Source organism: Rummeliibacillus pycnus (assembly GCF_044359855.1).
GTDB lineage: Bacteria > Bacillota > Bacilli > Bacillales_A > Planococcaceae > Rummeliibacillus > Rummeliibacillus pycnus_A.
In genome coordinates, this window is sequence record NZ_CP132291.1 from 836,646 (window position 1) to 860,188 (window position 23,543).

Genomic DNA, 23,543 nt, shown 5'->3' on the forward strand with positions numbered 1-23,543 from the left:
CATCATTGGCATTCTATAATACAAAGTTTATGAAAGAAATATGTAATCTATAACTATAGAATTAGACATATACGAATATTAATTTTTTGCAATATAAGTAAAGCGCTCCTTTCGCTTTTATAAAAAATGGCTATCAAACCAAATTCAAAGGCAAAGGAGCGCTCTTTCTATTTCACTCTATCTAATTTATTTTCAAACTAGTAAAAAGAAAATCTTTTTTTAACTATCTATTTATATGAAAAAATCACATTGATTCTTTTGTTTGAGAAGATTCTTTTAAAATCGGTAACTCTTCGTGCCACCAAAGAGCTTCTTCTGGATCCTGTTTCATGACTTCACGAACTTCTTTTTTCGTTTCGACTGTAGGGTACGAACCTTTTAAAGCACGACCTGAAGTTTGAACGAATAGTAGACTGAAGACGATTAAGCCGATAACACTTATAGCAGCTAAGTAATATGCTGGTGCTAGTGGATCACCTGTGACGTGTACTAAATATGATGCTACAAGTGGTGTTGTACCACCGAAAATCGAAACAGAAACGTTAAATGTTAAAGCTAAGGCACGATAACGAACGTCTGAAAAGAACAGACTTGGTAATAGAGAAGGAAGTGTCCCTTCATAGAAACTTAATAAGAAACCAAGTAAGAAGACACCAGCAAAAATAAAACCAACATGTCCATTCCCAATTAACATAAAGGCTGGAATTGATAAGAATGTTAAACCAATTAAGCCTATTTGAACGATCCGCTTGTTACCATGTTTGTCAGAAAGTCGACCAGCAAACAACGCTAATGGGATCATTAGTGCCATAACAATTAGTAGAATAATTAAGCTTGTTGTATCATCTACACCTAATACTTCTGTTAAGTAAGATGGCATATACGACAATACCATATAGTTTGTAATATTAAAGAACGCGACGATCACAACACTTAAAATTAAATCTTTTTTATAATGTTTTAAGATTTCTTTAAATGTAAGTGGTTCTTCCTCACCTTCTTGTTGCGCCTGTTCCATTTCTTCAAAAACAGGTGATTCATCTAAATGGCGACGTAAATATAGGCCGACAAGACCGATTGGTGCAGCGATTAGGAATGGAATACGCCAGCCCCAAGCGTGCATTTGTGCATCTGATAATGCAAAAGTTAAAATCGTTACTAAAGCAGAAGCGGCTATGAAACCAGCTAATGTACCAATTTCTAATCCACTACCAAGTGTACCGCGTTTCTTGTCTGGAGAAGATTCAGCGATATAAACCATCGCACCTGAATATTCACCACCTGTTGAGAAACCTTGAATCATACGAGCAGCCAATAATAGAATTGGTGCCCAAACGCCAATTTGTTGGTACGTTGGAAGTAAACCGATTAATAAAGTCGAAACAGCCATCAAAATAATCGTTGTACTTAACACTATTTTTCGACCGTGTTTATCACCGATTTTAGCAAAGAATATACCGCCAAGAGGTCGTACTAAGAAGGCGGCAGCAAATGTACCGAATGTAAAGACTAGTTGAAGTCCACTGTTATCGACGCCAGCAAAGAATTGCTGACTTAAAATAACAGCTAAATATGCATAAAGACCAAAGTCAAACCATTCCATTGCATTACCGATACTTGTGGCGACGACAGCCTTTCGTGCTTTCTTTGAACTTACTATATTAATATCTTGAGGTTCAATTTCTAAATTGTTTTGTTGCATACTCTAGAACAGCTCCTTTAATGGTTTGCTATTTTCGAGGACTGCAAAAGATTTGAAAAACATTGTTGGATAATAAAATAGCGGAAAAAACAACAATTTAATCTTTTAAAAGCCCAAATTATTTTGTTGTCGACGTATTGAATACCTGAGGTTTTTAATGTGGAGTAAAAATTTTTACACTCTAAGTATATATAGTTTAGTTGTATTATGTCAACTAATCGGCAAAGAGCCACAAATATTTAGTATAATTTCAAGCCCTTTAAAGAGAAAAATAATCTTAGATAAAAGTGTCATTTACTAATAGATTTTAAGTATTTTTGATTCAATTTTATTTAATATTTGATGTCATTTCATTAGTCTATCTTTTAATGTATCAATACTTGAATTGGTTAATCGAAAACTAAAAATCATGTTTAATAATAGTATGAAAGGCTCTAATTCTGAACAGATGAAGTTATATTAAATCAAGCGTCATTTACAAAACTACACATCGAAACCCAAAATAGATTGTTCTTAATATTTATAGATCATAATTGTATTTGGATACCTACTATCACAATATCCACAAATATGTTTAACCTGAAAATAGCTCATCCCCAACGTACCTAAAGTTATTAAAAGCATAAATTAAAAAGACCGCCGATGTTGGTGCATCGAACGGTCATATCGATAGTTGATTCCTTTAAGGGGATTTGCTCTATATTGGTTAAAATACCCCATCACACAGAGGCCTAACTCAAGGATGGGTTATTTTTTATGATTAAATGACAGAATTACTATGACTAACGTTGCAAACGCGATTGCAAACATTAATGCTTCAAATACTGCCATGGCATCACCCCAGGGCCCACACGATGTGGGTCATGCAGACGTTACCGCAGGACGCGGTGAATTTAGTATGCGCTCCTTTTTCTTAGGAGCCAACCACCCTTGAGTATCAGCTATCTAATATACCATACCAAACATTTGTTCTTACAAAAAGTTTATTAATACTATTTCTAAATCAATGAAAAAATAATTGTACGAATTATACTAACATCACTGCTCTTGATGCGAGAACTTAATAATCAATTGTTGTAGCTCCTCAGCCAACCCATTTAAAGTATTTGAAACATCTGATATTCCTTTAATTACCTTTAACTGTTCTTCAGTTGAATGGGCCGCAGTTTTCGTATTGGATGCAGTAGTATCAGCAATTTGGGAAACTTCTTCAACAGAAGCAGATACTTGTTGACTACTTGCAGACATTTGCTCTGCAACAGAAGACATCTCTTCAATTTGAACAGCAATGATTTCTGAAGCTTTCACGATATTAGTGAAGGATTCACCTGCTTTCTGTACAACTCCGAGTCCAACACTAACATCCTTGATACCTACATTCATAGCTTCAACTGCCGCATTTGTATCGAAATGTATCTCACTAATAAGCTGAGTTATTTCTTTAGCAGAACTTTGCGACTGTTCAGCTAAGTTTCTCACCTCATCGGCAACTACCGCAAAACCTTTTCCATGTTCCCCTGCTCTCGCCGCCTCTATCGCTGCATTTAAAGCTAGAAGATTTGTTTGCTCAGAAATTGCAGTAATAGCGTGTACAATGTCATCGATCCGTTGCGTTCTTTTTCCTAACATCATTATTGTATCTGAAAGCTGTTTTACAGATTTACTTATAAATTTCATTTGTTCCACAGCCAATTCAACTGTTTCTTCGCCTTCTTTTGCTACTTGAACTGACGATTGAGATTGTTCTGAAATTACATTTGCTGATTCAGCTACTCTTTGAATACCTGTAGACATCTCATTCATTGCATCTGAACTTTCTTTTGTCGTTACTGACTGTTGCTGTGTACCTTCTGCAACTTGTTGCATTGTTTCAGTAATATGATTGCTTTCGATTATTGTCTGATCTACGTTTTCTGCTAAAATTTTCGAAGTATTAACAACTTCTTTTGATGTACCAGCTAAATTAGATAAAATTTGCTTTAATTCTTTCTCCTGCATTTCATTTTCTTTTTCTAGCTTCATTGTGTATGCCTTTTTTGCAAGAATTTGTATTATTGTTGCCCCACTTGCAAAAATTAGAAAAATGGCATGAATCAATAAAAGTCCAAATTCATAATTGTGCATCCCACAAAGTAATTCTGGGGCAACGAAATAGCCAACAAAATGCTGTATAGCAAAAATAACCGTACTAACTAAGATAAGATTAACAGATTCATAAAAGGCTATTATTGCTATAACCATAAAGATAGAAAAATGATATTCGACCATACCATTTCCACCAGCAATAATGGAAATACTGCCAAACGTTAAGGTTAATGTATTAAGAATTGGAAGGTATTTATTTAATGCTTCTCCTTTCAGCCATATAAAAACAGAAACCAGTCCTAATAATATTGGAACAATTAATATTACATTTAACACTAAATGCAAGTTATCCGGTAATGCATTGATGTTATTTAAAATTAAATAATCGCTAAATAGATGGAACGACCTATGTAGTAAATGAATCAATATTGATAAGCCAACAACCCCTAAGGATAGTATAAGCATTATACGATTTTTATCTTGTTTAATCATTGGATACTCTTCTCCTTTAAAATCTCAAAATATAAAACAGCCAATGCTATCGTATTAATTGGCAAAATCACAACTATTTCCAATTACAAAAGACTTAGTAACATTCTACCAGTTCACACTAAACAAATTCTGAAATTCATATGTATATGAGCCAATCTTATCAACCGCAGCCTTAGAGCTACAAAGATTTTGCGATACAAATAGAGGAGTACCTCCCCATGTGCCTTCTTCCCTATCTCAAATTCTGCCTCTAATATCGATAACAAGCATAGCTACATAAAAGCAGACCATTCAGACAAAAAACCCAGTAGATATACTCTACTGGGTTTTTGTTCCAATACACACGTTCAATACTTTTAGAATGTATCTGGCAAGACGAAATGCTGGTAGGTTTAAAAAATTGGCTAGGTCCCTGCTTTAGTGGATTCTAGCCTATTTTTTATTTATCTTCACACTGTTTATTCAAAACACTGGTTAGTTCATTAGGAGTTGCCGTTTCCTTTCAGTTCGTTTATTAAAGGCATTAGTCCACCATATTACTTATCCCTTATCCATTTTAATCCACCCTTTGAATTCAGCATCGTTATTTAAATTTAGATAATCTTTCAAAAATCTAATAAATTCATTCGTATCGATTTCCTTATATTTATAATTTTCATAGTATTCCCCTAGAAAATCTTCCGCTTGTTGTTCTGCTTTATTTTCTTGAAAAACCTTGAATAACATTTCTTGAGATTTTCCATAAATATAAGTACTTTGTTCTTTAGGCGAGTACTCATCTAATGAGAGGTTGACGGGCAATGTAAAGTCTTTATATAACTCCTCGTTTACAGTAATTTCTTTTCCCTGGTACTGTGCATAAAACAACCTCGATGCAAAGCTCGCTATCCCTTCATCTAACCAAGCATCATGATAAGGATCGTTACTAATTACACCATAAAACCATTGATGAGCAATTTCATGAACAACCATGCTCTTTAGAGAATCTTCATTCACAGGAGCACTCCCATATATAGAGTTTGCCGTTACAACGCCAGGATATTCCATTCCTAATTCATCTAATATAATATCTAATTGCTTATTCGGATAAGGTCCTATTGTATTTTGAAAGTATTTAAGAGCATCACTTGCCACTTCCAAAATGTCATTATGAAAATCTTTTCTATCATCAACACCAAATACTCTTATCGTAATATCACCAATCTTTTTTTCAATAACATTTGGATCCTTCAATAAGGCTATATAAAAATCCTTTATGTCGTTCCCAATTAATATGCCTGATTTTTCACTTGGATACGTATCATCATCACTTGACGAAATGATCGTTAAATTATTGGATAGTTTGTATTGAATTTCAAAATCACTAAATGCTGTATGATACGTTTCGCCTCTCATTCTGTAATCTTCCTTATTCCACTTATGATCTCTATAGGTTGCAATCATTGGATACCATTGTGCTAAAAAATAATTATTTTCATTTGCCGTAAATCGCAAACCTCTTTTCGGAAGAGTGAAATCATATTGAACGTTAATTATTACTTCATGATTTGGCTGCAATTCATTACTCAATTTTATTTTCAATGTATCCTTGTCTAAGCTAAATTTCGCTTTCTTTCCATCAACTTTAATACTTTTGATACTTACATATGATGGAGTAGCTAATTGTGGAGAATTCGATTTCGTAAAGATATTAGGTATAAAATAAAATACCAGTTCTTTCCAATCATCAGTCGATATATTTTTAATTAGGGTAGTTGAATTAATCCTGAATTTTCCTTTCTTGTCCATCTCCAAGCTAATTTTATATTTTGCTTCACTACCAGCAGCTTTACTTTTTGGTATAAACTCCTCTTTTTTATGACTATTCATTGAAATGCTCGGAATCTTCTCATTTTCAATTTCACTAATAATCCTGATAGAAAATATCACAATAATTATTATGCTGATGAAGACTATTTTTTTAATAAGAACACCCCTTAATAGATTGAATTCAAACTTAATATATTATCTATTCTTTATAATGCATAATAGAACCTTCAACTCATAAATAATATACTTTACAATATATGGTATACTTCGATATTAAAGAGAAAAAATGAGATTTAGATGAAAAGATTACATGCACAGATGATAACATTCGTATTCATTTAAATTCGTAAATCTCTTACAAATAGCTTAAAAAAGGAAGGCAACATCCCTCTAAAGGTTGTTACCTTCCTTATAAAAATTATTATTGCGGGATACATTCCACACTTTCAGAATGCATATAAATATTATTTTCGGTACTGCCTGACCAACCTATTTGAATGACTCTTCCATCAATTACATTGTAGAAATATTTGGCTTCCGGCTCATCATTAAACACCACTTGTACTGCCCATTCATTCTTATAGGGTAACCAAATTCCAGAGAGTGTGTGTTTAACAGTAATACTTTCCATATCACTTTCGTAATACTCTCGATCGTTCATTAAATAATCTAATGTATCTTCGTATTTTTCTATTTTTTCATAATGAAAATAAATTGGAGTTGCGATAACGATTAATAGGACAATAGCTATTAGGATCTTTATTTTTCTTTTTAACGCCATCTGTCCACCTTCCAACTTAATAAGAGTTTTAAATCACATGACTTGGATTAAATTGTGTATTGGTTTTATCAAAGGATTTGATTTTTGTTATTTCATTTTTCGTTAATAAAAAATTTTTTAATCATGAATTTTTAATTCTCCTTCTACATGTATTTATTAAGTTTTCAAATATCTCTCCTAAAAGAATGTAAAATATATTATGTTAGTCAATTATCGATAGATGATTTGAAAAATTTTATTTAGCCTGTAAGTAAACCTCAAAAAATATTAGTTTTATCTCGATTTATCTGAAAGTACTGTAAATTCCATTAATATTAGTGTATTCTTATTAGAATATAATTTTGCACGAGGTGATTTATTTGAATACGCCTACGGAAACGGTCGATAAAGTTAGATTTCATGAGGATGATTCATTCCTTCAAGGTATTAAAGATTGTATACCGACATTATTAGGATACATAAGTATAGGATTAGCATTTGGCGTTGTTGGTTCAGCATCTGGATTAAGCTTGTTTGAAATCGCTCTTTTAACAGTGCTAGTTTATGCAGGTTCTGCTCAGTTTATTTTTTGTGCTTTAATCATTACGAATAGCCCTCCTTCAGCAATCATATTAACGATATTCATAGTGAATCTGCGCCATTTTTTGATGAGTTTAACGCTAGCACCACACTTCACAAAGTATTCTTTATTGAGAAATATTGGTTTCGGTACGTTACTTACTGATGAGACATTTGGGGTAGCGGTGACAAAATTAATGCAAACGAAAAAGTTAAGTGGTAAATGGATGGATGGATTAAACTTAACTGCTTATTTAGTCTGGATTACTTCATGTATTGCTGGAGCTTTTTTAGGCCAATGGGTTGCAAATCCTGAAAAATGGGGTCTCGACTTTGCACTGACAGCAATGTTTGTTGCATTGCTTGTACTACAACTTCAAAGTGTTGGTAAATCAAAGCTTGCAAAGAATTTATTGCTAATCGGATTAATTGCTTTATGTATGTATATCTTTTCTTACTTTATGCCCTCACATTTAGCAGTACTTATTTCAACAGTTGTTGTAGCTACAATTGGGGTGGTGATTGATCGATGAGCACGAATACGATTATTTGGATTATTGTCGGTTGTGCACTTGTGACATGGTTACCAAGAATCATTCCGTTTATCTTTGTCCGTAACGTAAAATTGCCGGATATCGTACTAAAATGGTTGTCATTTATACCTATTTGTATTTTAAGTGCTTTAGTTGTTGAAAATTTACTGAATACAGATCAATCATTTGTCACACTCGATTGGCCAGTTTTTGCTGCATTTATACCGACTCTAATTGTTGCAATATGGACCAAAAGCTTATCAACTACTGTAGTGGTAGGTGTCATTTCAATGGCTGCTATTCGGTATCTTTTATAAGAAGGCTTGAGAAAGTACTCATCTGAGTTGATACTCTAAGCATAAATTTTTTTCATAGAAGAGGGGCTAGTTCTTAAGTGGTAAAACTTTTGAATTAGCCCCTTTTATCTCTTATCCCATGTAAGAGTGGTTTATAAAGATCAGAATAGCAACCATAAGAATCATGAAAATCATTTCAATGAAGCTTATTTCTTTCTCTCTTTTATTACGAATTTGTTCTCGATAAAGCTTTTGAATTTGTTTCTTATTTCCAAACTTCATCTAGCCCCCCCCTGTACATCTGGACAGAAGAATAATTGAGAAAATGATTTGAAATGGTTTTCCATGTATTGTATGCAGATTATTCTATAAATTGTTTTCTTTTTATATCTAAACTAAAAAATATTCCAAAATTCAATATCCATGAGTCAATTTCACAAATAGTATATATATGCTATTGAATGAAGTGGAAATAGCTCCGTTTTCCGTGGGCGAACTAACGAGCCTCCTCGCTTGTGCTCCTGCGGTTACTCGTCGCAGAAAAGATTTTGCTCCTGCATCGCTTCGCTAGCTTCGTCGCAGAGAATATCTCGCTCCGGGGTCTCGTCTAGCTCGTTTTTCCACAGAACATTGAATGAACTTCACTGAATTAACATCGCACGAAGGAAATGCGAATGCATGTAGAGGACTCTCCGTCTTTCTCTCCACAATTTAAAAATTGGATATCATAATTGTTCGTATATTTAATATGAATTATTTAAAAGATTTTTTGTAAAAAAACATCTATTACTATAATATTTAGTAGTTTTATATAACTATCACTTAAAAATGTGTTATCATAGAGACATACTGTTTAGAGAAAAGGGTTAGTGTCCATAATTATATATATAATGAATGGTATTGCAGGGTTCTGAATTGTTAGAATGTTTAAAATTCTTTTCTTTTGTGCTATTGGAGGGCGTACTTATGGAGTTACTTATTCAGCTAGTTATTATCATCTTAGCAACTAAAATTGCCGGATATATAGCTACAAAATTTGGACAACCTAGTGTTCTAGGTGAAATTATAGTAGGGATTATAATCGGTCCTGCTATTTTGGGGCTTGTAGAGAGTAACGGTAAAGATGATTTAATACATACCTTTAGTGAACTTGGGGTAATCTTCCTTATGTTCTTTGCAGGTCTTGAAACTAATCTTAAAGATTTAACATTGAATTTAAAGTCAGCCTTAACTGTTGCCTCATTTGGTGTGGTTCTTCCTCTTATTGGAGGATATTTAGTTGGGATTGGATTTGGAATGGATCCATCACATTCATTGTTTTTAGGGATCGTTTTAACAGCTACTTCTGTTAGTATTTCTGTTCAAACATTCCGCGAACTTGGTCAGATGAATACTCGGGAAAGCGCAACTGTCCTTGGAGCTGCAATTGCGGATGATATTATTGGTTTAATCTTACTTGCGATTGTTATGAGTATTACTGTAGGTGGGGATACTTCGATACCAATAGTGTTGTTGAAACAAGTGGCTTTCTTTGCAGCCATCGTTATTTGTAACTGGAAGGTTGTCCCTGCTATTTCAAAAACAATTGATAAATTTAAAATCCCTGATCTTTCAATGGTATTTGCTGTAGTTCTTTGCTTTTCATATGCTTATTTTGCTGAGTTTATGGGAATCAGTAATATTATCGGTGCATTCTTTGCGGGTCTATCTCTTGCAAATGACAAACATCGCGAACAATTCGAAGACAAACTATTACCTTCAGTTAGTGTAATCTTCATTCCAGTATTCTTTACAAGTATTGGTCTATCCGTTACATTTAATGGAATCGGAGATCATATTTGGCTGATTATCATTTTATGTGTAGTGTCTGTTCTTACGAAAGTTATTGGCGCAGGATTTGGTGCGAAAATTACAGGATTTAATATGCTATCTTCCACATTAATTGGTACAGCAATGGTATCTCGAGGCGAAGTTGCATTAATTACTTCTTCTATTGGTTTCACTCATGGATTATTCTCTCAAGAATATTACACTCCAATGATCATCGCGGTTGTCTTTACAACGGTTGTAACACCACCATTATTAAAAATATGTATCACCAAAAAAGACCAACATGCTGCCAAACAAGCACATGCAACTCACTAAAGGTAAAAGCTCGTTTCAATAACTTGAAACGAGCTTTTCTTTATGCCTTTTTCGGTATACTTAAGGTTTTCCATTGTTCTTTTTTAATCAGTTTACCAATATACATCACTTGCCCTACATGTGTTGAATAATGTGCTAATTGTCTATGCAATGCCTCAACAACTGATATTTCTTTCCCTTTTAATCGCACATTTTTTTCGAAATCTGCAGGTGATAACTGATCAATCGTTTGAAATAACAAATTCCATGATTTTTCCCAAGACGCTATAAGGTCTTCTTTTGAATCGGAGTCATCTACAAATTCATCATCTCTATTTCTTGAAATCTTCTCACCATCAGTTGTAAGGAAATCTGTACTTCTTGAATTGATATTTCCACAAATATGTTTCACTAGAATGGCAATACTATTCGATTCTGAATTTGGAATCCATTGCATTTCTTCAATTGATAATTGTGAAATTGTACCATCCCCTTGTTTTTTTACTTCAGTAAAACGTTGCAAAATAGATTCTTTAAATAACTTTTCAATCATATCTTCAACTTCTTTCTTTATTTAATCAAATGAGTCAATTTCATAAATGCTTTTCTAGCTAAAAAATACGAACATACTTAGTAAGCCGCTCCAGATGGCGCTTTCCGTGGGCGAGCGTTGAGCCTCCTCGGAAGTACGTACCGTACTTCACTGTGGGGTCTCACCTGTCTCGCTTTCCCGCAGGACTTTGAATGTACCTCCCTGAGTTAACATCGCACGAAGGAAATGCGAATGCATTTTCGAGGACTCGCCATCTTCCGCTTCTTAGACAAAGTTCTAATAGATATGGCATAAAACAATATCCCATTTAATGTTGTGTATTTTATTAAATACCTGAATTATAAAATCAATATCAATTTAAATGAACTACTCTTTTTATAACATGAGTGTGCCTAATCTTACCATTAAAATAACTAACAAAATCGTAAAAATAATAAATAAGAAACGCATTCTACTATTAATTTTTGAATTCATAGCTATCTTCTCCATATCTAGTTTTGAACATATATCCATCATAAGAGTTTTTAATAACTAACACGATTCCTAATAACATAAAATTCGATAATAATGAGCTTCCCCCGTAGCTTAAGAATGGTAATGTAACGCCTGTAACTGGTAACAATCCCATTGTCATACCGATATTTTGGAAAATTTGGAATGCCAATAAACCAATAATTCCTACTCCCATTAATGTTGTTAGATGTTGATCTGCATGTATAGTAATCATGACAATACGATAAATTAGTAAAAAGAAAAGTATTACTATCGCTGCACCTCCAACAAAACCCATTTCTTCAGCAATTGCAGCAAAGATAAAATCCGTGTGTTTTTCTGGGATATAAACATCATTACCGAGATAACCTTTTCCCGTCTTTAACCCTGATCCAATTGCTAATATGCCTTTTCTCGTTTGAAACGATGAATCACCATATTCAAAAGGCTTTAACCACCCATTGATTCGAGAAATTTGATGCGATGATAGTTTACCTAATATTTGATTATTGAAAAATCTTTGGTAATTAATGTAGATAATAATTAATGCTGTCACCATTACTGAAGGAATAATGGTTAAAATGAACAGAATGCTCTTATGTATACCGGAAAATAATATCATAGCAATCAGTAATGCAGCATACAACATGATCATACCTGTATCGGGTTGTTTATAAACAATAAGCATTGGAGGTAACGTAATTCCTGCAATCTTCAATAACAGCCACAAATCTGAACCAATAGTTTGAGATTGCCATTTTCTATGATGCTCTGTAATCGACAAACTGACAACTAGGATCAATGCGAATTTTAAAAACTCGGAAGGTTGAAATGTTCCTATAAACGGAATTTGATACCAACACTTTGCTTCATTTATTGGTCTCGCAATACTTTCGGGAGCAAATATTAAGACAACTAATAAAAAAATGACAACCCAATAAAATGGCCAAGCAATCTTCTTTAGTTGACTGAGATCCATTCGCGAAATCAAATACATCAATGCAATACCTATTAAATAAAATATTAATTGTTTCCATATAAATGCTCCAGAATATTGATTGAATACAGAGCTGCTCGAGTATATAAATAAACAACTAATAATTGCAAATAAAAGGATAAGACCCACAATATTTGCATCTATTTTTCCAAATTTCATCTTATCACATCCATAATTAGGTAGACGAACCAATTATTAAATTGTTGCATAAAAAAAGAAAGTTTTGTTTAAAACTTTCTTTTTTTATTATCTAATTTTCATCCATTGCCCGATGAAATGTGAAACAACACCTTGTAACTCTGGCATTATTTGTCTGAATTTCAATGCGAAATAAAAGGTTTTCATAAAATGAAGAGTTTGGGTTCTCGCTTTTAAAAATAACGGACTGTAGCCGCTACTTTGCTTACTATATTCTAAGGAGTCAAAGACTTGTTCCACCCATTCAATAAGTAGCTTTTCATCTATTCCTTTGCGAATAAGTGCTTCAATGATCTCCACAAATCGCTCTTCTTCATCATCAACATAAACTGTTCCTTTCCAGAAACAATCTCGAATGCTTTGCAAAATCGGTGCAGCGTCATGTATATCAAATTTAGGATTTTGAATCAGTGCAAGTTCTAGATCTGCCCCATTAGCAATGCCATATGCCCACCCTTTTCCTTCAATATAACCTCTTGTATCCTTCTCTTTTGATAAATAGCGAGTGGAAAGCCCCAATATTTCATCAAATTGGTTTTTCGTTAAGAATGCTTGTCCGGCATCACTTCTGATTAAGTAAGTAAGCCACAAAGCAGTCAAAGCACGTTGGAAAATCGAATCTGTGTCCTTTTCTCCAATATTAAAGTAAAAGTATGAGGTTTGTGTTAATTGCGAAACTAAATACTGTTTATCTGATAAGGACAATAAATCGTACTGTATGAATTCCAAAAATAATCGTAAATTTTGATGATCACGAATTGTTTCATCCGTGTGTCCTATATGTATTAGCATTTCTTGCAAAATAGGAGATGCATCCTCTTCTATTAATAGTTTACGTTCAGCATTTGACATTGCTAGAATATCGGGGATTTGGTATTTCAAGTAAAACTTCCTTTCTATTGGGACATGTAAATAAACTAAAAACCCATCTGTTTGATGAGTTTTTCAAAGTTTACTTTTAAAATGGGAAATCTGTAGAATGTTCTTTCATGTAAAATTCAACAAGCTTTTTAAAATCTTTGTATTTTATTGTTACGTATTCTTCGCCGTCTTTATTTTCAATTGGTAGTTGAGTGCATGTTTCTTCCATTGTTTTACGAAAATGTTCAGTTCCATCAATCATAAATGTCCATTCTTTCTCCAAAAGACCCACTCCTTATGATTCATGTTGTCATTATATAATTTCATAGGGATAAGGTCAAAGAATCTAACTATTAAATTCAATTATTGGCGAACTATCAAAATATACATAACAACTTGCTAATAATTGATATTGATCTTCTAAAACGATTCGAGGATTAACCTTTTTTATACTTTGCAAATAGTGTTTGCTTTCAATTGCTAAAGCATTTAAAAAATCTTCTCTTGAGAAATTAAACTGCTGTATGACCTCTTGTTTTTCTATACTTTTTATAATAATTTCATCGGATTGTAGGGAAATTTTATATAAATGGGGTTCACCAATAGATTTTATACTTTGCTCTTTACCAGTTTTCAACAGTTCAATAATCGCATCGCCCAAATTCAATAAAAAGCTGCCATGTACTGCTGAATGGAAAAGCTCGTTTTTTTCATACTTCACCGTTTTTACGAATATTTTTATTTTTTCAAAGAAAAAGTCATTATAATACGGGGATCTTAATATATCTCCATCTTCTACCAAAAATTTCAATTCCATATTTTTCGCCTCCACTTTCTCTATTATATGTATTTCTTTCCTTCGTTCAATGCTATTTTTTCTAAAATTATCAAAAAAATATTGAATTGAAACAAAATAGCCATATTTATGGTTATTAATAGGTAATGGGCGAAAAATTATATTGTTGGCTTCGATTTCTAGGAGAGAGAGATGTGGTTTTAGTTTGAATTTTTTGAGATGATTCGATATGTATTTTTATTGTCCTGGAGATTATTAATTAATAATCGGCAACTTCTGATTGATTCTTGGTTATTTTTAGTTCACTCAAGCTTTTTTCTTCGTATATTCATTAAAAAAAGCTATCCAATCGAATAGCTTTTTAAAGATTTTTCTTTTGTTTTTTTGCGTAATCGTCGATGTAGAAAAAAGCTGCAAACGCTACTAGTGATAATAGATAATAGTAACTTGCACCATTTTTCACTTGTACCATATAAATTCCTATGATAAAAATAATAATGGCAATAATTCTTAGGACAAATATTTTTAAATTCATCTTTAAAACTTCCTTTCTATATAAAACATAGCTGATTTGAGAAAGTTGTCAAGAAGCGAGTTATCGTTTATTATTTTTTAATGATCATCTATTATTAAAACAGTACAAGATAATACTTTTAATTTCTTTCATTAATTCACATGCGATATCCTCTTAAATTTGAGAAAATGCACTTAGAACGATTACATTAAGGCAGGGTGAAATAGATGCAAAACAATCAAAAGATAGACAGTGTGCAATTGAAAAAGTTCCGAAAAGAAGTTACTCGTTGCATGTTACTTTATAAATTTGCGCTAGCTGAAATCACAACGAAGGTTAATATTTTACAGGAAGAATTTCAACTTATTCATGAATACAATCCAATCGAACATGTGAATACACGTGTGAAATCACCAGAGAGTATTCTAAAAAAAGTTCAAAAGAAAAAGCTTCCCCTATCGATTCCATCCATTCAAGAAAATATTCATGACATCTCTGGAATTCGTATCATTTGTTCTTTTGTATCGGATATCTATCGTATTGCAGATATGATTCAATCACAAGAAGATATCGATGTGATTGAAGTAAAAGATTATATTGAAAATCCTAAACCAAATGGGTATCAAAGCCTTCATATCATTATTAAAATCCCTGTATTTATGACTTACGGTGAGGAATACGTCTTTGTTGAAATGCAAATTCGTACAATTGCTATGGATTTCTGGGCTAGTTTAGAGCATAAAATCTACTATAAATACAATAAAAAAGTTCCTAGCCACTTAACGGATGAGCTAAAAGAAGCCGCAGAAGTTGCTGCTCATCTGGATCAAAAAATGGAAAAGTTAAACAACGAAGTAACGCTATTAAAAGAAGCTGAGTTAGATGAAGAAACAATTGAAGATCCAAGCGACACCATAAAATTACTTTATAATGAAATTAAAAAAATAGAATTACGTTATAGACAGTAATATTTTAATGTGAATTGGACATCAAGTTGAAACGCAGCTTTCGAATTCTTGATCTATGCAAACCAACAAAAGGAGCATTCTCTGCTCCTTTTTTTCGTTCTAGCTATATTTAAATTGAATCCCCTGTTCTTCCATTACTCTCTTCAATACTTTTAATGTCCTCTTCCCCATGCTGTGTAATGCCATTAATTCTTTTCCCTCGATTTTGGATAAAGTGAAACTTCCGTCAGTGGGGTTTTCTTCATCTCCACTGAAATATAGGAACTCAGGTTAAAAACGCCACGTCCTGTGGCAACACCTGAGTGACCAACATCTTGTTGGCCCGAACTGATCGGGCTTTTACGGGCAGTTATCCCCCATCATTCTTTTCGCTTCTCTTTCAATCTTGTGGTGGGGGTCTTACTGCCCGTTAATGCGGGATAAATCAGCAATCGAATATAATCCTGCAGAATTTAAAGCACGTATCCCTGGCTTAGCGACACCTTTTGGCCATTCGTTCATTGAAGCACCCTCCCCTTTTAGCACAACTGCTCTATTTCATATAATATAGCTATACTGGCTTTTCTGCTAGATTTATGTTAGCATGGAATCTATATGAATATGAGGACGTGAATTTTTTTGATTAAAATTGAAATGCCAAAACCAGATGTAGTAATTCGCCAACGCGAACAACAACCAAAAGAAGGAGAAGCAATCATTCCTTCAATTTACGGATTTATTGATTTCCATAAAGTTCCACGTGATAAAGGTGGTCTTATTCTTTTCTTTAATAAAGAAAATGAACTACTATACGTTGGTAAAGCACGTAAAATGCGCCCACGTTTAAAAAAGCACTTCGAAGATAATGTTTCTCCATTAAAAAACCACCGCGATGAAGTTCATAAAATTGAAGCATTTATCGTTGAAGATCCTATGGAACGTGAAATTTACGAAACATACGCTATTAACACATTACGCGCAAAGTACAATACAGATAAAGTTTTTTATTAATAAGAGACTTTGAAAGTTCTGAAGAAAAGTTTATTTTCTTCAGAACTTTTTTCTTTTAACCCCTATTAATTACCTGAACATTCCGTTAATTATTTCTCGGGAAATTCTCTAGAAACAGAAAGAACTTATTTTTTCATATTTAGTCATTCATTTAAAGTCATGGCGTAGTTATTTGCCTTTTGAATCCGGTTTATTGCTTTGTCTATTTTTAACCCACATTATCATCTAGATTTTGGAAATTAATCATATAGAATATAAAATATAAAAATAATTTGAACGATTTCTGCATTTGAGTTGTCTAATAAGTAACAAGGAGGTGGAAGTGTGATAAGAATTGAACTTGCAAAAAGAGCAATCGCAGGCAATGAAGAAGCTATATTAGAATTATTAAAAGAAAATGAAGAAATACTTTATCGTACGGCATTTGCTTATTTACGAAATGAACATGATGCAATTGAAGCCATTCAAGAATTGACATATCGTACATTTAAAAAAATACATACAGTAAAAAATCCTGCTTACATCAATACTTGGCTAGTTCGTATCCTTATCAATATTTGTCTCGATATGAAAAAGAAACAAGAAAAACTTATATTCAAAGACCCAATCGAATTACCAAGTGCACCAGACGACAAGCAATTTGAAATCGCAAATTTAATCGAACAGCTTCCAAAAGATCAGCAAGAATTAATTTATCTTAAATATTTTCAAGACTTAAAGAATCAAGAAATCGCACACCTTCAGAATATTCCTGAAGGTACGGTAAAATCCAGATTGCATTCGACTTTAAAAAAATTGCGAACGATTATTGGAAAGGAGGAAATCTAAATGAAGGATTTTAATGACCAACAAATGAAAAAACTTATTCAAGAGCTCGATCAGATAGATGTACCAAGGGATGCATTACACGTTGCTCGGAAAAAAGGAGCGCAACAATTTCGACTAGTAAAACGGAAAAAACGGAATTACTTTACAGCAGCAAGTGTAGTTTTCGTCTTGACGTTGCTTTTTATTACATGTATTCGTGTATCCCCTACTTTTGCTCAAGCAATTGAGAAGATCCCTGGCTTTGCACCCATAGTCGAAATGATTGGTTATGATAAAGGTGTCAAAGATATAGTTAGCGAAGATTACTTTGAAACTTTAAATATTACCAAAACAAAAAATAATATTACCCTCACGCTTCTAGGTACTGTTGCGGATGAAAGTGGAATGATTCTTTTCTATCAAGTGGAAGCTCCCTACGATATTTCAAAATTAACAACAAAAGAAGTGAAAGTATTACAAAATGGGAAACCTATAAAAGCCTCTATGGAATACGGATGGCAAGATGGACCTAAAACAAAAATCATTAAAAACAAAATAGAAATCGTATCAAAGGATTCGTTATCATATGAACACCCAAACTTCGAACTCCATATTTCATTTGAAGATGCAAAACAAACAACGTTTTCAATTCCATTTACGTTAAAGAAAAAAATTCAATCAACTAAAACATATAATTTAAATAAAAATGTAACCGTTGATGGTCAAATCATTCATTTAAAAACGTTGAAAATTTCACCACTAAGAGCAGAGATTCAATTAGCTTCCGATAAAAACAATACACAGCAAATTTTAAGAATTAATTCTATTAAATTGATAGATGAAAATGACGAAATATGGGGCAATAAAATGAATGGTATTACTGGATTTGGTTCATTTTCTGACGGCAATGCTAGCCTATTTATACAAAGCAACTATTTTAGAAGACCAAAGAAATTAACATTAATAATGGATAAAATTGAAGCCTTGCCAAAAGGCGAAGAATATATAGTAGTGGATTTCAAGAAAAAAGAAATTATCCAAAAACCAAATTTGGTCAATTATTTGGATTATACACTGTATCCACCAGATACGATTGCTGTAAACTATCAAACAAAAAATACAAGTGCCATAAACGAATTCTTTTCTCATGCAGTTGATCGTAACAATAAAACATTTACTATTGGACGTAGTACGAGTTCTTCTAATGAAGATTATATAAAAACTACCTATACATTTGATACAAATAAAATGAAAAATCCGGTTCAAATTTATTTTTGAACTGCCCCGTAAATGTTAGACACTAACTAACATTTACGGGGTGTTTTTATGACTAAATTTACAATGGAGACAAAATTAAACGCAGTGAAACGTTATTTAAATGGAACTGAAAGTTATAAAAAGATTGCAGAAAGTATTGGTTCAACCAAATCTCAAGTTATCAACTGGGTAAAATTATTTGAGGCCCAAGGAATGAATGGTTTTGAAAAAGACTATACAGCTTACTCTGTTCAGTTTAAACTAGACGTACTTAATTTTATGAACGAAACAGGCGCTTCTCTTCGAGAAACAGCGAGTAATTTTAATATTTCTTCTCCAAGTACAGTTTATAAATGGGAATGGTTATTAAAAACACAGGGGCTGGATGCGCTAGAACCAAAGAAAAAGGGGCGCCCTCCAATGAAAAAAGAATCGAATAAGATGCAATCAAAAGTTGTAGTATCAGATGAAGGCTCGCTAGAGGCTTTACAAGCAAAGATAAAGCGTTTAGAAATGGAGAACGCCTACTTAAAAAAGTTAAATACTTTAGTTCAAATGCAAGAAAAATTACAAACAAAATCAAAGCGCAAGTAATAGTTGAACTAAAGCATAAATATGACGTTGTGGAGTTGGTTAAAGTCGCTGGCATTCCCCGTAGTACGTATTATTATTGGGAAAATCGATTAGATCAAACTGATAAATACGGACAAGTAAAAGAAGCAATTAAAATGATTTACCACGAACATAAAGGTCGTTATGGTTACCGTCGTATAGCTAAAGAATTAAAGAAATATGGTTATACTCACGATCCTAAAACAATTAATAGTCTAATGAATCAGATGGGCTTAAAATGTCTTGTACGTATAAAGAAATATCGTTCTTACAAAGGGACCGTTGGTCGAATCGCACCAAATCTATTACAACGTGATTTTAAGGCAAAGAAAATGAATGAAAAATGGGTAACAGACGTTACGGAATTTCATCTATTCGGAGAGAAACGTTATTTATCACCTGTGTTAGATTTGTGTAATGGTGAAATCATTGCGTATAAAGTGATGAGCCGTCCTGTTTATCGACTTGTTGGAGAGATGTTAGATCAAGCTATTAATCGTCTTCAACCAGGAGATCAAGTAATTCTACATTCCGATCAAGGATGGCATTACCAAATGAAGAAGTATCAGAAGACCCTACAAGAACACCACATTACGCAGAGTATGTCCCGTAAGGGCAACTGTCCTAAACTATTTGTCTAACTTTATTGGGTCAGTTCATTTTGGAGCTATCCCAATTATTTAGATGGAAAAATTAATTTGGATATTCCATTGAAATAAATGGAATTACGTAAGTTCAATAATTTGGTTAATATTTCATTTCTAGTATTTACTTAGTAGCCCGCTCCAGATGGCTCTTTCCGGCGGGCGAGCGTTGAGCCTCCTCGGAAGCCCGTACCGTGCTTCACTGCGGGTCTTACCTGTCTCGCTTCCCGCAGGAGTCGCCATCTTCCGCTTGATTGACAATGGTCCATTTAATATTCGTGTTTATTATCAATTCTTTGAAATATAAAATTGATTCAATTAAATACCGAAATTTCTGAAACCTTATAAGAAACCAACCGTAAATATAATCAAGCAAGTGAGGTGATATTATGAAAAATTTTATCGTATTCATCATTAGTTTTGTCGTATTGTTTACAGTAACCCAATTCTTATCTGGCATGCTTCTTACCACCCTATACACCCCAAATCTTTCTGAAGCATGGATGACAAGTGGACATTTACCAAAAGCAATCAGCTTTGGAAATTCTACTTTTATTCCAACCTTAATTCTTGCTATGTTTTCTGTTATTGTTGCGTATTTCATGCCACAGTTATTTAAAAGATTTTCAAAAAATTAAAAAGGAGCGCCCAAACAGCGTCTCCTTTCCCTAATATTCCCCTATGAAGATTTGCTTAATCTTTGTAATTCATATTTTGTGTAGTGACTTAAATTGCTATCAGTATAGTCATAGTAATTTCCCAAGTATTCGTTCCACTCGGCTGTGATGTTATTATTTGATAGTTCATCCATTTTCTCTTGATTCCAAACATCAACATATAGTTCATCTGCTAACTGTTTTGCATCTTCTGTCAATTTCGATGCAGTGATAAGTATACATTGGCTACAGTCAAAATACGCCCTACCAATAGCAATTTTATGAACATCATCCATCGTAATCATTAATTCATCTTTTACCACACTAATCGCATGTTTCACCTGGTTATTCTCTGCAAAAAAGTGGATGCCAAATGAATCGAAATGATTATTAATTTGAATGTTTTTATACCCTAATTTCTTTAAGGATTTTATAGCAAAAACCTGTAATTCACGAACCGACATTTCAGACATTGGCGTTTGCTGTAAGTATGCACGGTCAAATCGATTTCGTAGACCTTGGATAAAATCATTTAAGATTTCAATTCTTTTAGGCGACAAAAATTGATTGAGAATGTATGTTAATTCTTTAGTAGATTCAATAAGATCCTGCTTTTTCTGTTGGATCAAGGAAATATTTTTTATTGCTTTCACGATATAAAACAGTCCAAGAATAAAGAAAAAAGCAATCACTAAATAACTAATAGGATGTAAATAGTATGTTTGATATATGAAGGCTACACGATCAATATACTGATTACTGTAAGAGAACGGATAAAACATCGCAATAACAAGTGGGATTATCATTAAATAGAAACTTACCACTATTCCTTTCCAAAACTCTGAAAAGGCTACCTTTTTCTCCAATTCTAACTTCGTAAATTCTTTCGAAAATGATTGCTGATTTTCGAAAGTTACAATTTTGTCCATATTATTTTTTGCACATTCTGGACAAAAAACAATAATCTTTTGATCTAAAACCACCTTAGCTGAGTTTACTTTATGTAATGTACATGTTGGATGTTCCATTCTTACACCCTCTTATTTCATGGGAATTTCAATACTATTGAATCAATTTCATATATCCATTTTCGTTTTTTATCTGATTTCTGCATGATGTGGAATTAGCTTCGCTTTCCGCAGGCGAGCGATGAGCCTCCTCGCTCACTTCGTTCGTTGCGGGGTCTCACCTGTCTCGCTTTCCTGCAGGAGTCTTCGCTAATTCCACATCAATAAATAAGCTATATAAGATTTTCATTATAAATTTCCATCTATTTTTCTGCCTTCACTATTTTCGTGCAAGGCTTTCATCTAAGCTTTTCATGTAGGACTCTGAATAAACTTCACGGAATTAACATCGCACTAAAGAAATGCGAATGCATTTTCAAGGACTTACCTTCGAAAGTATTGCAATGAACAAAATTGGATATCATTAAATGTTCGTATATTTTATATGAATTTTGCATTATTATATTGATTCTATTAAATTATTATTACATCCATATTATATAGAAATTGCCCATTTAAATACATAAGAGATATTTATCGCATTTATGGTAAAAATTTATAATTTTTCTGTAACTTTTTAATCTAAAAAAGATGCCTACTCTGTAAGATTAAGTACAAGAAATTGTACATAAGTCTTATTAAAAAACATTTGAGATATAATGTTACAAATAAAAAGATGTACATTACTTATAATAAATAAAGGAGACACTATTAAATTGTAGTATCTCTTTTGATAATAAAGTTGTTTAATTCTAAGTGAAACTAATGCTATCTTTTAATTCAATAAGAATTCACTTAATGGCTTGTTAAAAACACTTTTCCTTCTGTTATTTTAGATGATTCAATAACATCAATAGCCTTTTTTACATTTAATAAGTCGTATTGAAAATCTGCCGTCATCAAACTTAATTTTTTATCATTTATCAACTTTGTCAGACAATTAAAAGTCTCTTGCCATTTATCTGCTGAAACATTTTTGTTCCAATGCCGTAAATGAAACATATTAGCATTCACTTTAGCGTTAGTTACAATATCCTTCCAATTTACTTGTATCCCAGATAAAAGACCAATCGTTAGAAAATTGCCATTAGGATGTAAACAAAAAGCTAATTCATTACCATCAGAACCACCAACAGAGTCAATAGCAGCATCAGCACCTATTCCATTCGTTAGTTCCATAACCGTTTCATTTAGACGACTTTTAGATGTATCAATCACATAAGAAGCACCCAGACGAAGTAAATCCTCGGTATACTTATTATTTCTTGTAACTGCAATCAATCGAAACCCTAAAACTTTCGATAATTGAGCAAAAATGCGTCCAATAGAAGAACCACATGCATTAACCAATAAAACATCATTTGGTTTTAATTTTAAAACTTCCGTACAAACCACCCATGCTGTAATTGGATTGATATACATTTGTGCTGCTGTAAAATTATCAATAGAATCCGGTATAGGAACTGCAAATTCTGCTGATGTCTTAACAAACTCTTGCCATGTACCTTCCCCGCGCAAAGGTAAAACACACTTACCGATAAGATGTTTAGAAACTAGCGGACCCACATCTTCGACTATACCAACTCCTTCATAACCAGGAATATTCGGTAAGGAAATCCGATGAGAATATGATCCTCTTATTGGTATTAAGTCAGAAGGATTAATAGGACGAGCTAGCATTCGAACAAGGACCTCATTATCTTTTGGTAGCTCAATGCTTTTCGATTCAACTTTTAGCACATCTTTAGGGCTACCAAATTCGTAGAATTTAATACATTTTGCATTCAAAACTATAAGTCTCCTTCATATAA

The 23,543-nt window shown here is 33.0% G+C and carries 23 protein-coding genes; 10 read left to right on the top strand and 13 right to left on the bottom strand.

Annotated elements, in window-relative coordinates; genetic code table 11:
• Positions 1–244 precede the first annotated feature (244 nt).
• The 4 genes from Q8X41_RS04085 to Q8X41_RS04100 form a co-directional block, all read right to left on the bottom strand.
• Complete coding sequence (locus Q8X41_RS04085; protein WP_397538986.1) at positions 245–1,702, bottom strand: MFS transporter; 1,458 nt, start codon at positions 1,700–1,702, stop codon at positions 245–247.
• A 1,038-nt stretch (positions 1,703–2,740) separates the two neighbouring features.
• The gene (locus Q8X41_RS04090) at positions 2,741–4,279 is read right to left on the bottom strand and encodes a methyl-accepting chemotaxis protein (RefSeq protein WP_397538987.1); all 1,539 of its coding nucleotides are present in this window, start codon (positions 4,277–4,279) and stop codon (positions 2,741–2,743) included.
• 540 nt (positions 4,280–4,819) lie between these two features.
• Positions 4,820–6,148, bottom strand: a complete 1,329-nt coding sequence (locus tag Q8X41_RS04095; RefSeq protein WP_397538988.1) for a M1 family metallopeptidase — start codon at positions 6,146–6,148, stop codon at positions 4,820–4,822.
• Between the two features lie 361 nt (positions 6,149–6,509).
• The gene (locus tag Q8X41_RS04100) at positions 6,510–6,869 is read right to left on the bottom strand and encodes a DUF3139 domain-containing protein (protein WP_397538989.1); all 360 of its coding nucleotides are present in this window, start codon (positions 6,867–6,869) and stop codon (positions 6,510–6,512) included.
• A gap of 359 nt (positions 6,870–7,228) precedes the next feature.
• On the opposite strand from Q8X41_RS04100, the gene Q8X41_RS04105 reads away from it, so the two are divergent.
• Both Q8X41_RS04105 and Q8X41_RS04110 read left to right on the top strand, forming a co-directional pair.
• Complete coding sequence (locus Q8X41_RS04105; protein ID WP_397538990.1) at positions 7,229–7,960, top strand: AzlC family ABC transporter permease; 732 nt, start codon at positions 7,229–7,231, stop codon at positions 7,958–7,960.
• On the top strand, positions 7,957–8,277 hold the full coding sequence (locus tag Q8X41_RS04110; protein ID WP_397538991.1) for an AzlD domain-containing protein: 321 nt from the start codon (positions 7,957–7,959) through the stop codon (positions 8,275–8,277). Before Q8X41_RS04105 ends, Q8X41_RS04110 begins: the two co-directional genes overlap by 4 nt.
• Before the next feature lie 111 nt (positions 8,278–8,388).
• Here the strand turns inward: Q8X41_RS04110 and Q8X41_RS04115 are convergent, their stop codons facing one another.
• Positions 8,389–8,538 carry a hypothetical protein gene (locus tag Q8X41_RS04115; protein ID WP_397538993.1) on the bottom strand — a complete coding sequence of 50 codons (150 nt, stop codon included), beginning with the start codon at positions 8,536–8,538 and terminating at the stop codon, positions 8,389–8,391.
• A 684-nt stretch (positions 8,539–9,222) separates the two neighbouring features.
• Between Q8X41_RS04115 and Q8X41_RS04120 the strand changes: the two genes are divergently transcribed.
• The gene (locus Q8X41_RS04120) at positions 9,223–10,401 is read left to right on the top strand and encodes a cation:proton antiporter (RefSeq protein WP_397538994.1); all 1,179 of its coding nucleotides are present in this window, start codon (positions 9,223–9,225) and stop codon (positions 10,399–10,401) included.
• Between the two features lie 40 nt (positions 10,402–10,441).
• On the opposite strand, the gene Q8X41_RS04125 is transcribed toward Q8X41_RS04120, so the two are convergent.
• The 6 genes from Q8X41_RS04125 to Q8X41_RS04150 form a co-directional block, all read right to left on the bottom strand.
• Positions 10,442–10,933 carry a DUF1572 family protein gene (locus Q8X41_RS04125; protein ID WP_397538995.1) on the bottom strand — a complete coding sequence of 164 codons (492 nt, stop codon included), beginning with the start codon at positions 10,931–10,933 and terminating at the stop codon, positions 10,442–10,444.
• Positions 10,934–11,390: 457 nt separating this feature from the next.
• Positions 11,391–12,581: an FtsW/RodA/SpoVE family cell cycle protein gene (locus Q8X41_RS04130; RefSeq protein ID WP_397538996.1), complete on the bottom strand. Its 1,191-nt coding sequence runs from the start codon at positions 12,579–12,581 to the stop codon at positions 11,391–11,393.
• 87 nt (positions 12,582–12,668) lie between these two features.
• Positions 12,669–13,502 (bottom strand): DUF2785 domain-containing protein, encoded by an 834-nt coding sequence (locus Q8X41_RS04135; protein ID WP_397538997.1) that lies wholly within the window; start codon positions 13,500–13,502, stop codon positions 12,669–12,671.
• 76 nt (positions 13,503–13,578) lie between these two features.
• Positions 13,579–13,764 carry a hypothetical protein gene (locus tag Q8X41_RS04140; RefSeq protein ID WP_397538998.1) on the bottom strand — a complete coding sequence of 62 codons (186 nt, stop codon included), beginning with the start codon at positions 13,762–13,764 and terminating at the stop codon, positions 13,579–13,581.
• Between the two features lie 63 nt (positions 13,765–13,827).
• Positions 13,828–14,298, bottom strand: coding sequence for a hypothetical protein (locus Q8X41_RS04145; protein ID WP_397538999.1), 471 nt, complete (start codon positions 14,296–14,298; stop codon positions 13,828–13,830).
• A 340-nt stretch (positions 14,299–14,638) separates the two neighbouring features.
• Positions 14,639–14,812, bottom strand: a complete 174-nt coding sequence (locus Q8X41_RS04150) for a hypothetical protein (RefSeq protein ID WP_397539000.1) — start codon at positions 14,810–14,812, stop codon at positions 14,639–14,641.
• 206 nt (positions 14,813–15,018) lie between these two features.
• On the opposite strand from Q8X41_RS04150, the gene Q8X41_RS04155 reads away from it, so the two are divergent.
• The 7 genes from Q8X41_RS04155 to Q8X41_RS04185 all read left to right on the top strand — a co-directional run bounded on the left by Q8X41_RS04155 (position 15,019) and on the right by Q8X41_RS04185 (position 20,707).
• The gene (locus Q8X41_RS04155) at positions 15,019–15,759 is read left to right on the top strand and encodes a GTP pyrophosphokinase family protein (RefSeq protein WP_397539001.1); all 741 of its coding nucleotides are present in this window, start codon (positions 15,019–15,021) and stop codon (positions 15,757–15,759) included.
• Between the two features lie 618 nt (positions 15,760–16,377).
• On the top strand, positions 16,378–16,749 hold the full coding sequence (locus tag Q8X41_RS04160) for a nucleotide excision repair endonuclease (protein WP_397539002.1): 372 nt from the start codon (positions 16,378–16,380) through the stop codon (positions 16,747–16,749).
• A 324-nt stretch (positions 16,750–17,073) separates the two neighbouring features.
• Complete coding sequence (locus tag Q8X41_RS04165; RefSeq protein ID WP_397539003.1) at positions 17,074–17,577, top strand: sigma-70 family RNA polymerase sigma factor; 504 nt, start codon at positions 17,074–17,076, stop codon at positions 17,575–17,577.
• The gene (locus tag Q8X41_RS04170) at positions 17,578–18,834 is read left to right on the top strand and encodes a DUF4179 domain-containing protein (RefSeq protein ID WP_397539004.1); all 1,257 of its coding nucleotides are present in this window, start codon (positions 17,578–17,580) and stop codon (positions 18,832–18,834) included.
• Positions 18,835–18,882: 48 nt separating this feature from the next.
• Positions 18,883–19,407 (top strand): helix-turn-helix domain-containing protein, encoded by a 525-nt coding sequence (locus Q8X41_RS04175; protein WP_397539005.1) that lies wholly within the window; start codon positions 18,883–18,885, stop codon positions 19,405–19,407.
• A complete protein-coding gene (locus tag Q8X41_RS04180; RefSeq protein WP_397540197.1) occupies positions 19,392–20,066 on the top strand; it encodes an IS3 family transposase in 675 nt (224 codons plus the stop codon). Before Q8X41_RS04175 ends, Q8X41_RS04180 begins: the two co-directional genes overlap by 16 nt.
• A gap of 392 nt (positions 20,067–20,458) precedes the next feature.
• Positions 20,459–20,707, top strand: a complete 249-nt coding sequence (locus Q8X41_RS04185; RefSeq protein ID WP_397539006.1) for a hypothetical protein — start codon at positions 20,459–20,461, stop codon at positions 20,705–20,707.
• A gap of 41 nt (positions 20,708–20,748) precedes the next feature.
• On the opposite strand, the gene Q8X41_RS04190 is transcribed toward Q8X41_RS04185, so the two are convergent.
• A complete protein-coding gene (locus Q8X41_RS04190; protein WP_397539007.1) occupies positions 20,749–21,753 on the bottom strand; it encodes a restriction endonuclease in 1,005 nt (334 codons plus the stop codon).
• 774 nt (positions 21,754–22,527) lie between these two features.
• The gene (locus Q8X41_RS04195; RefSeq protein WP_397539008.1) at positions 22,528–23,520 is read right to left on the bottom strand and encodes a zinc-dependent alcohol dehydrogenase family protein; all 993 of its coding nucleotides are present in this window, start codon (positions 23,518–23,520) and stop codon (positions 22,528–22,530) included.
• Positions 23,521–23,543 lie beyond the last annotated feature (23 nt).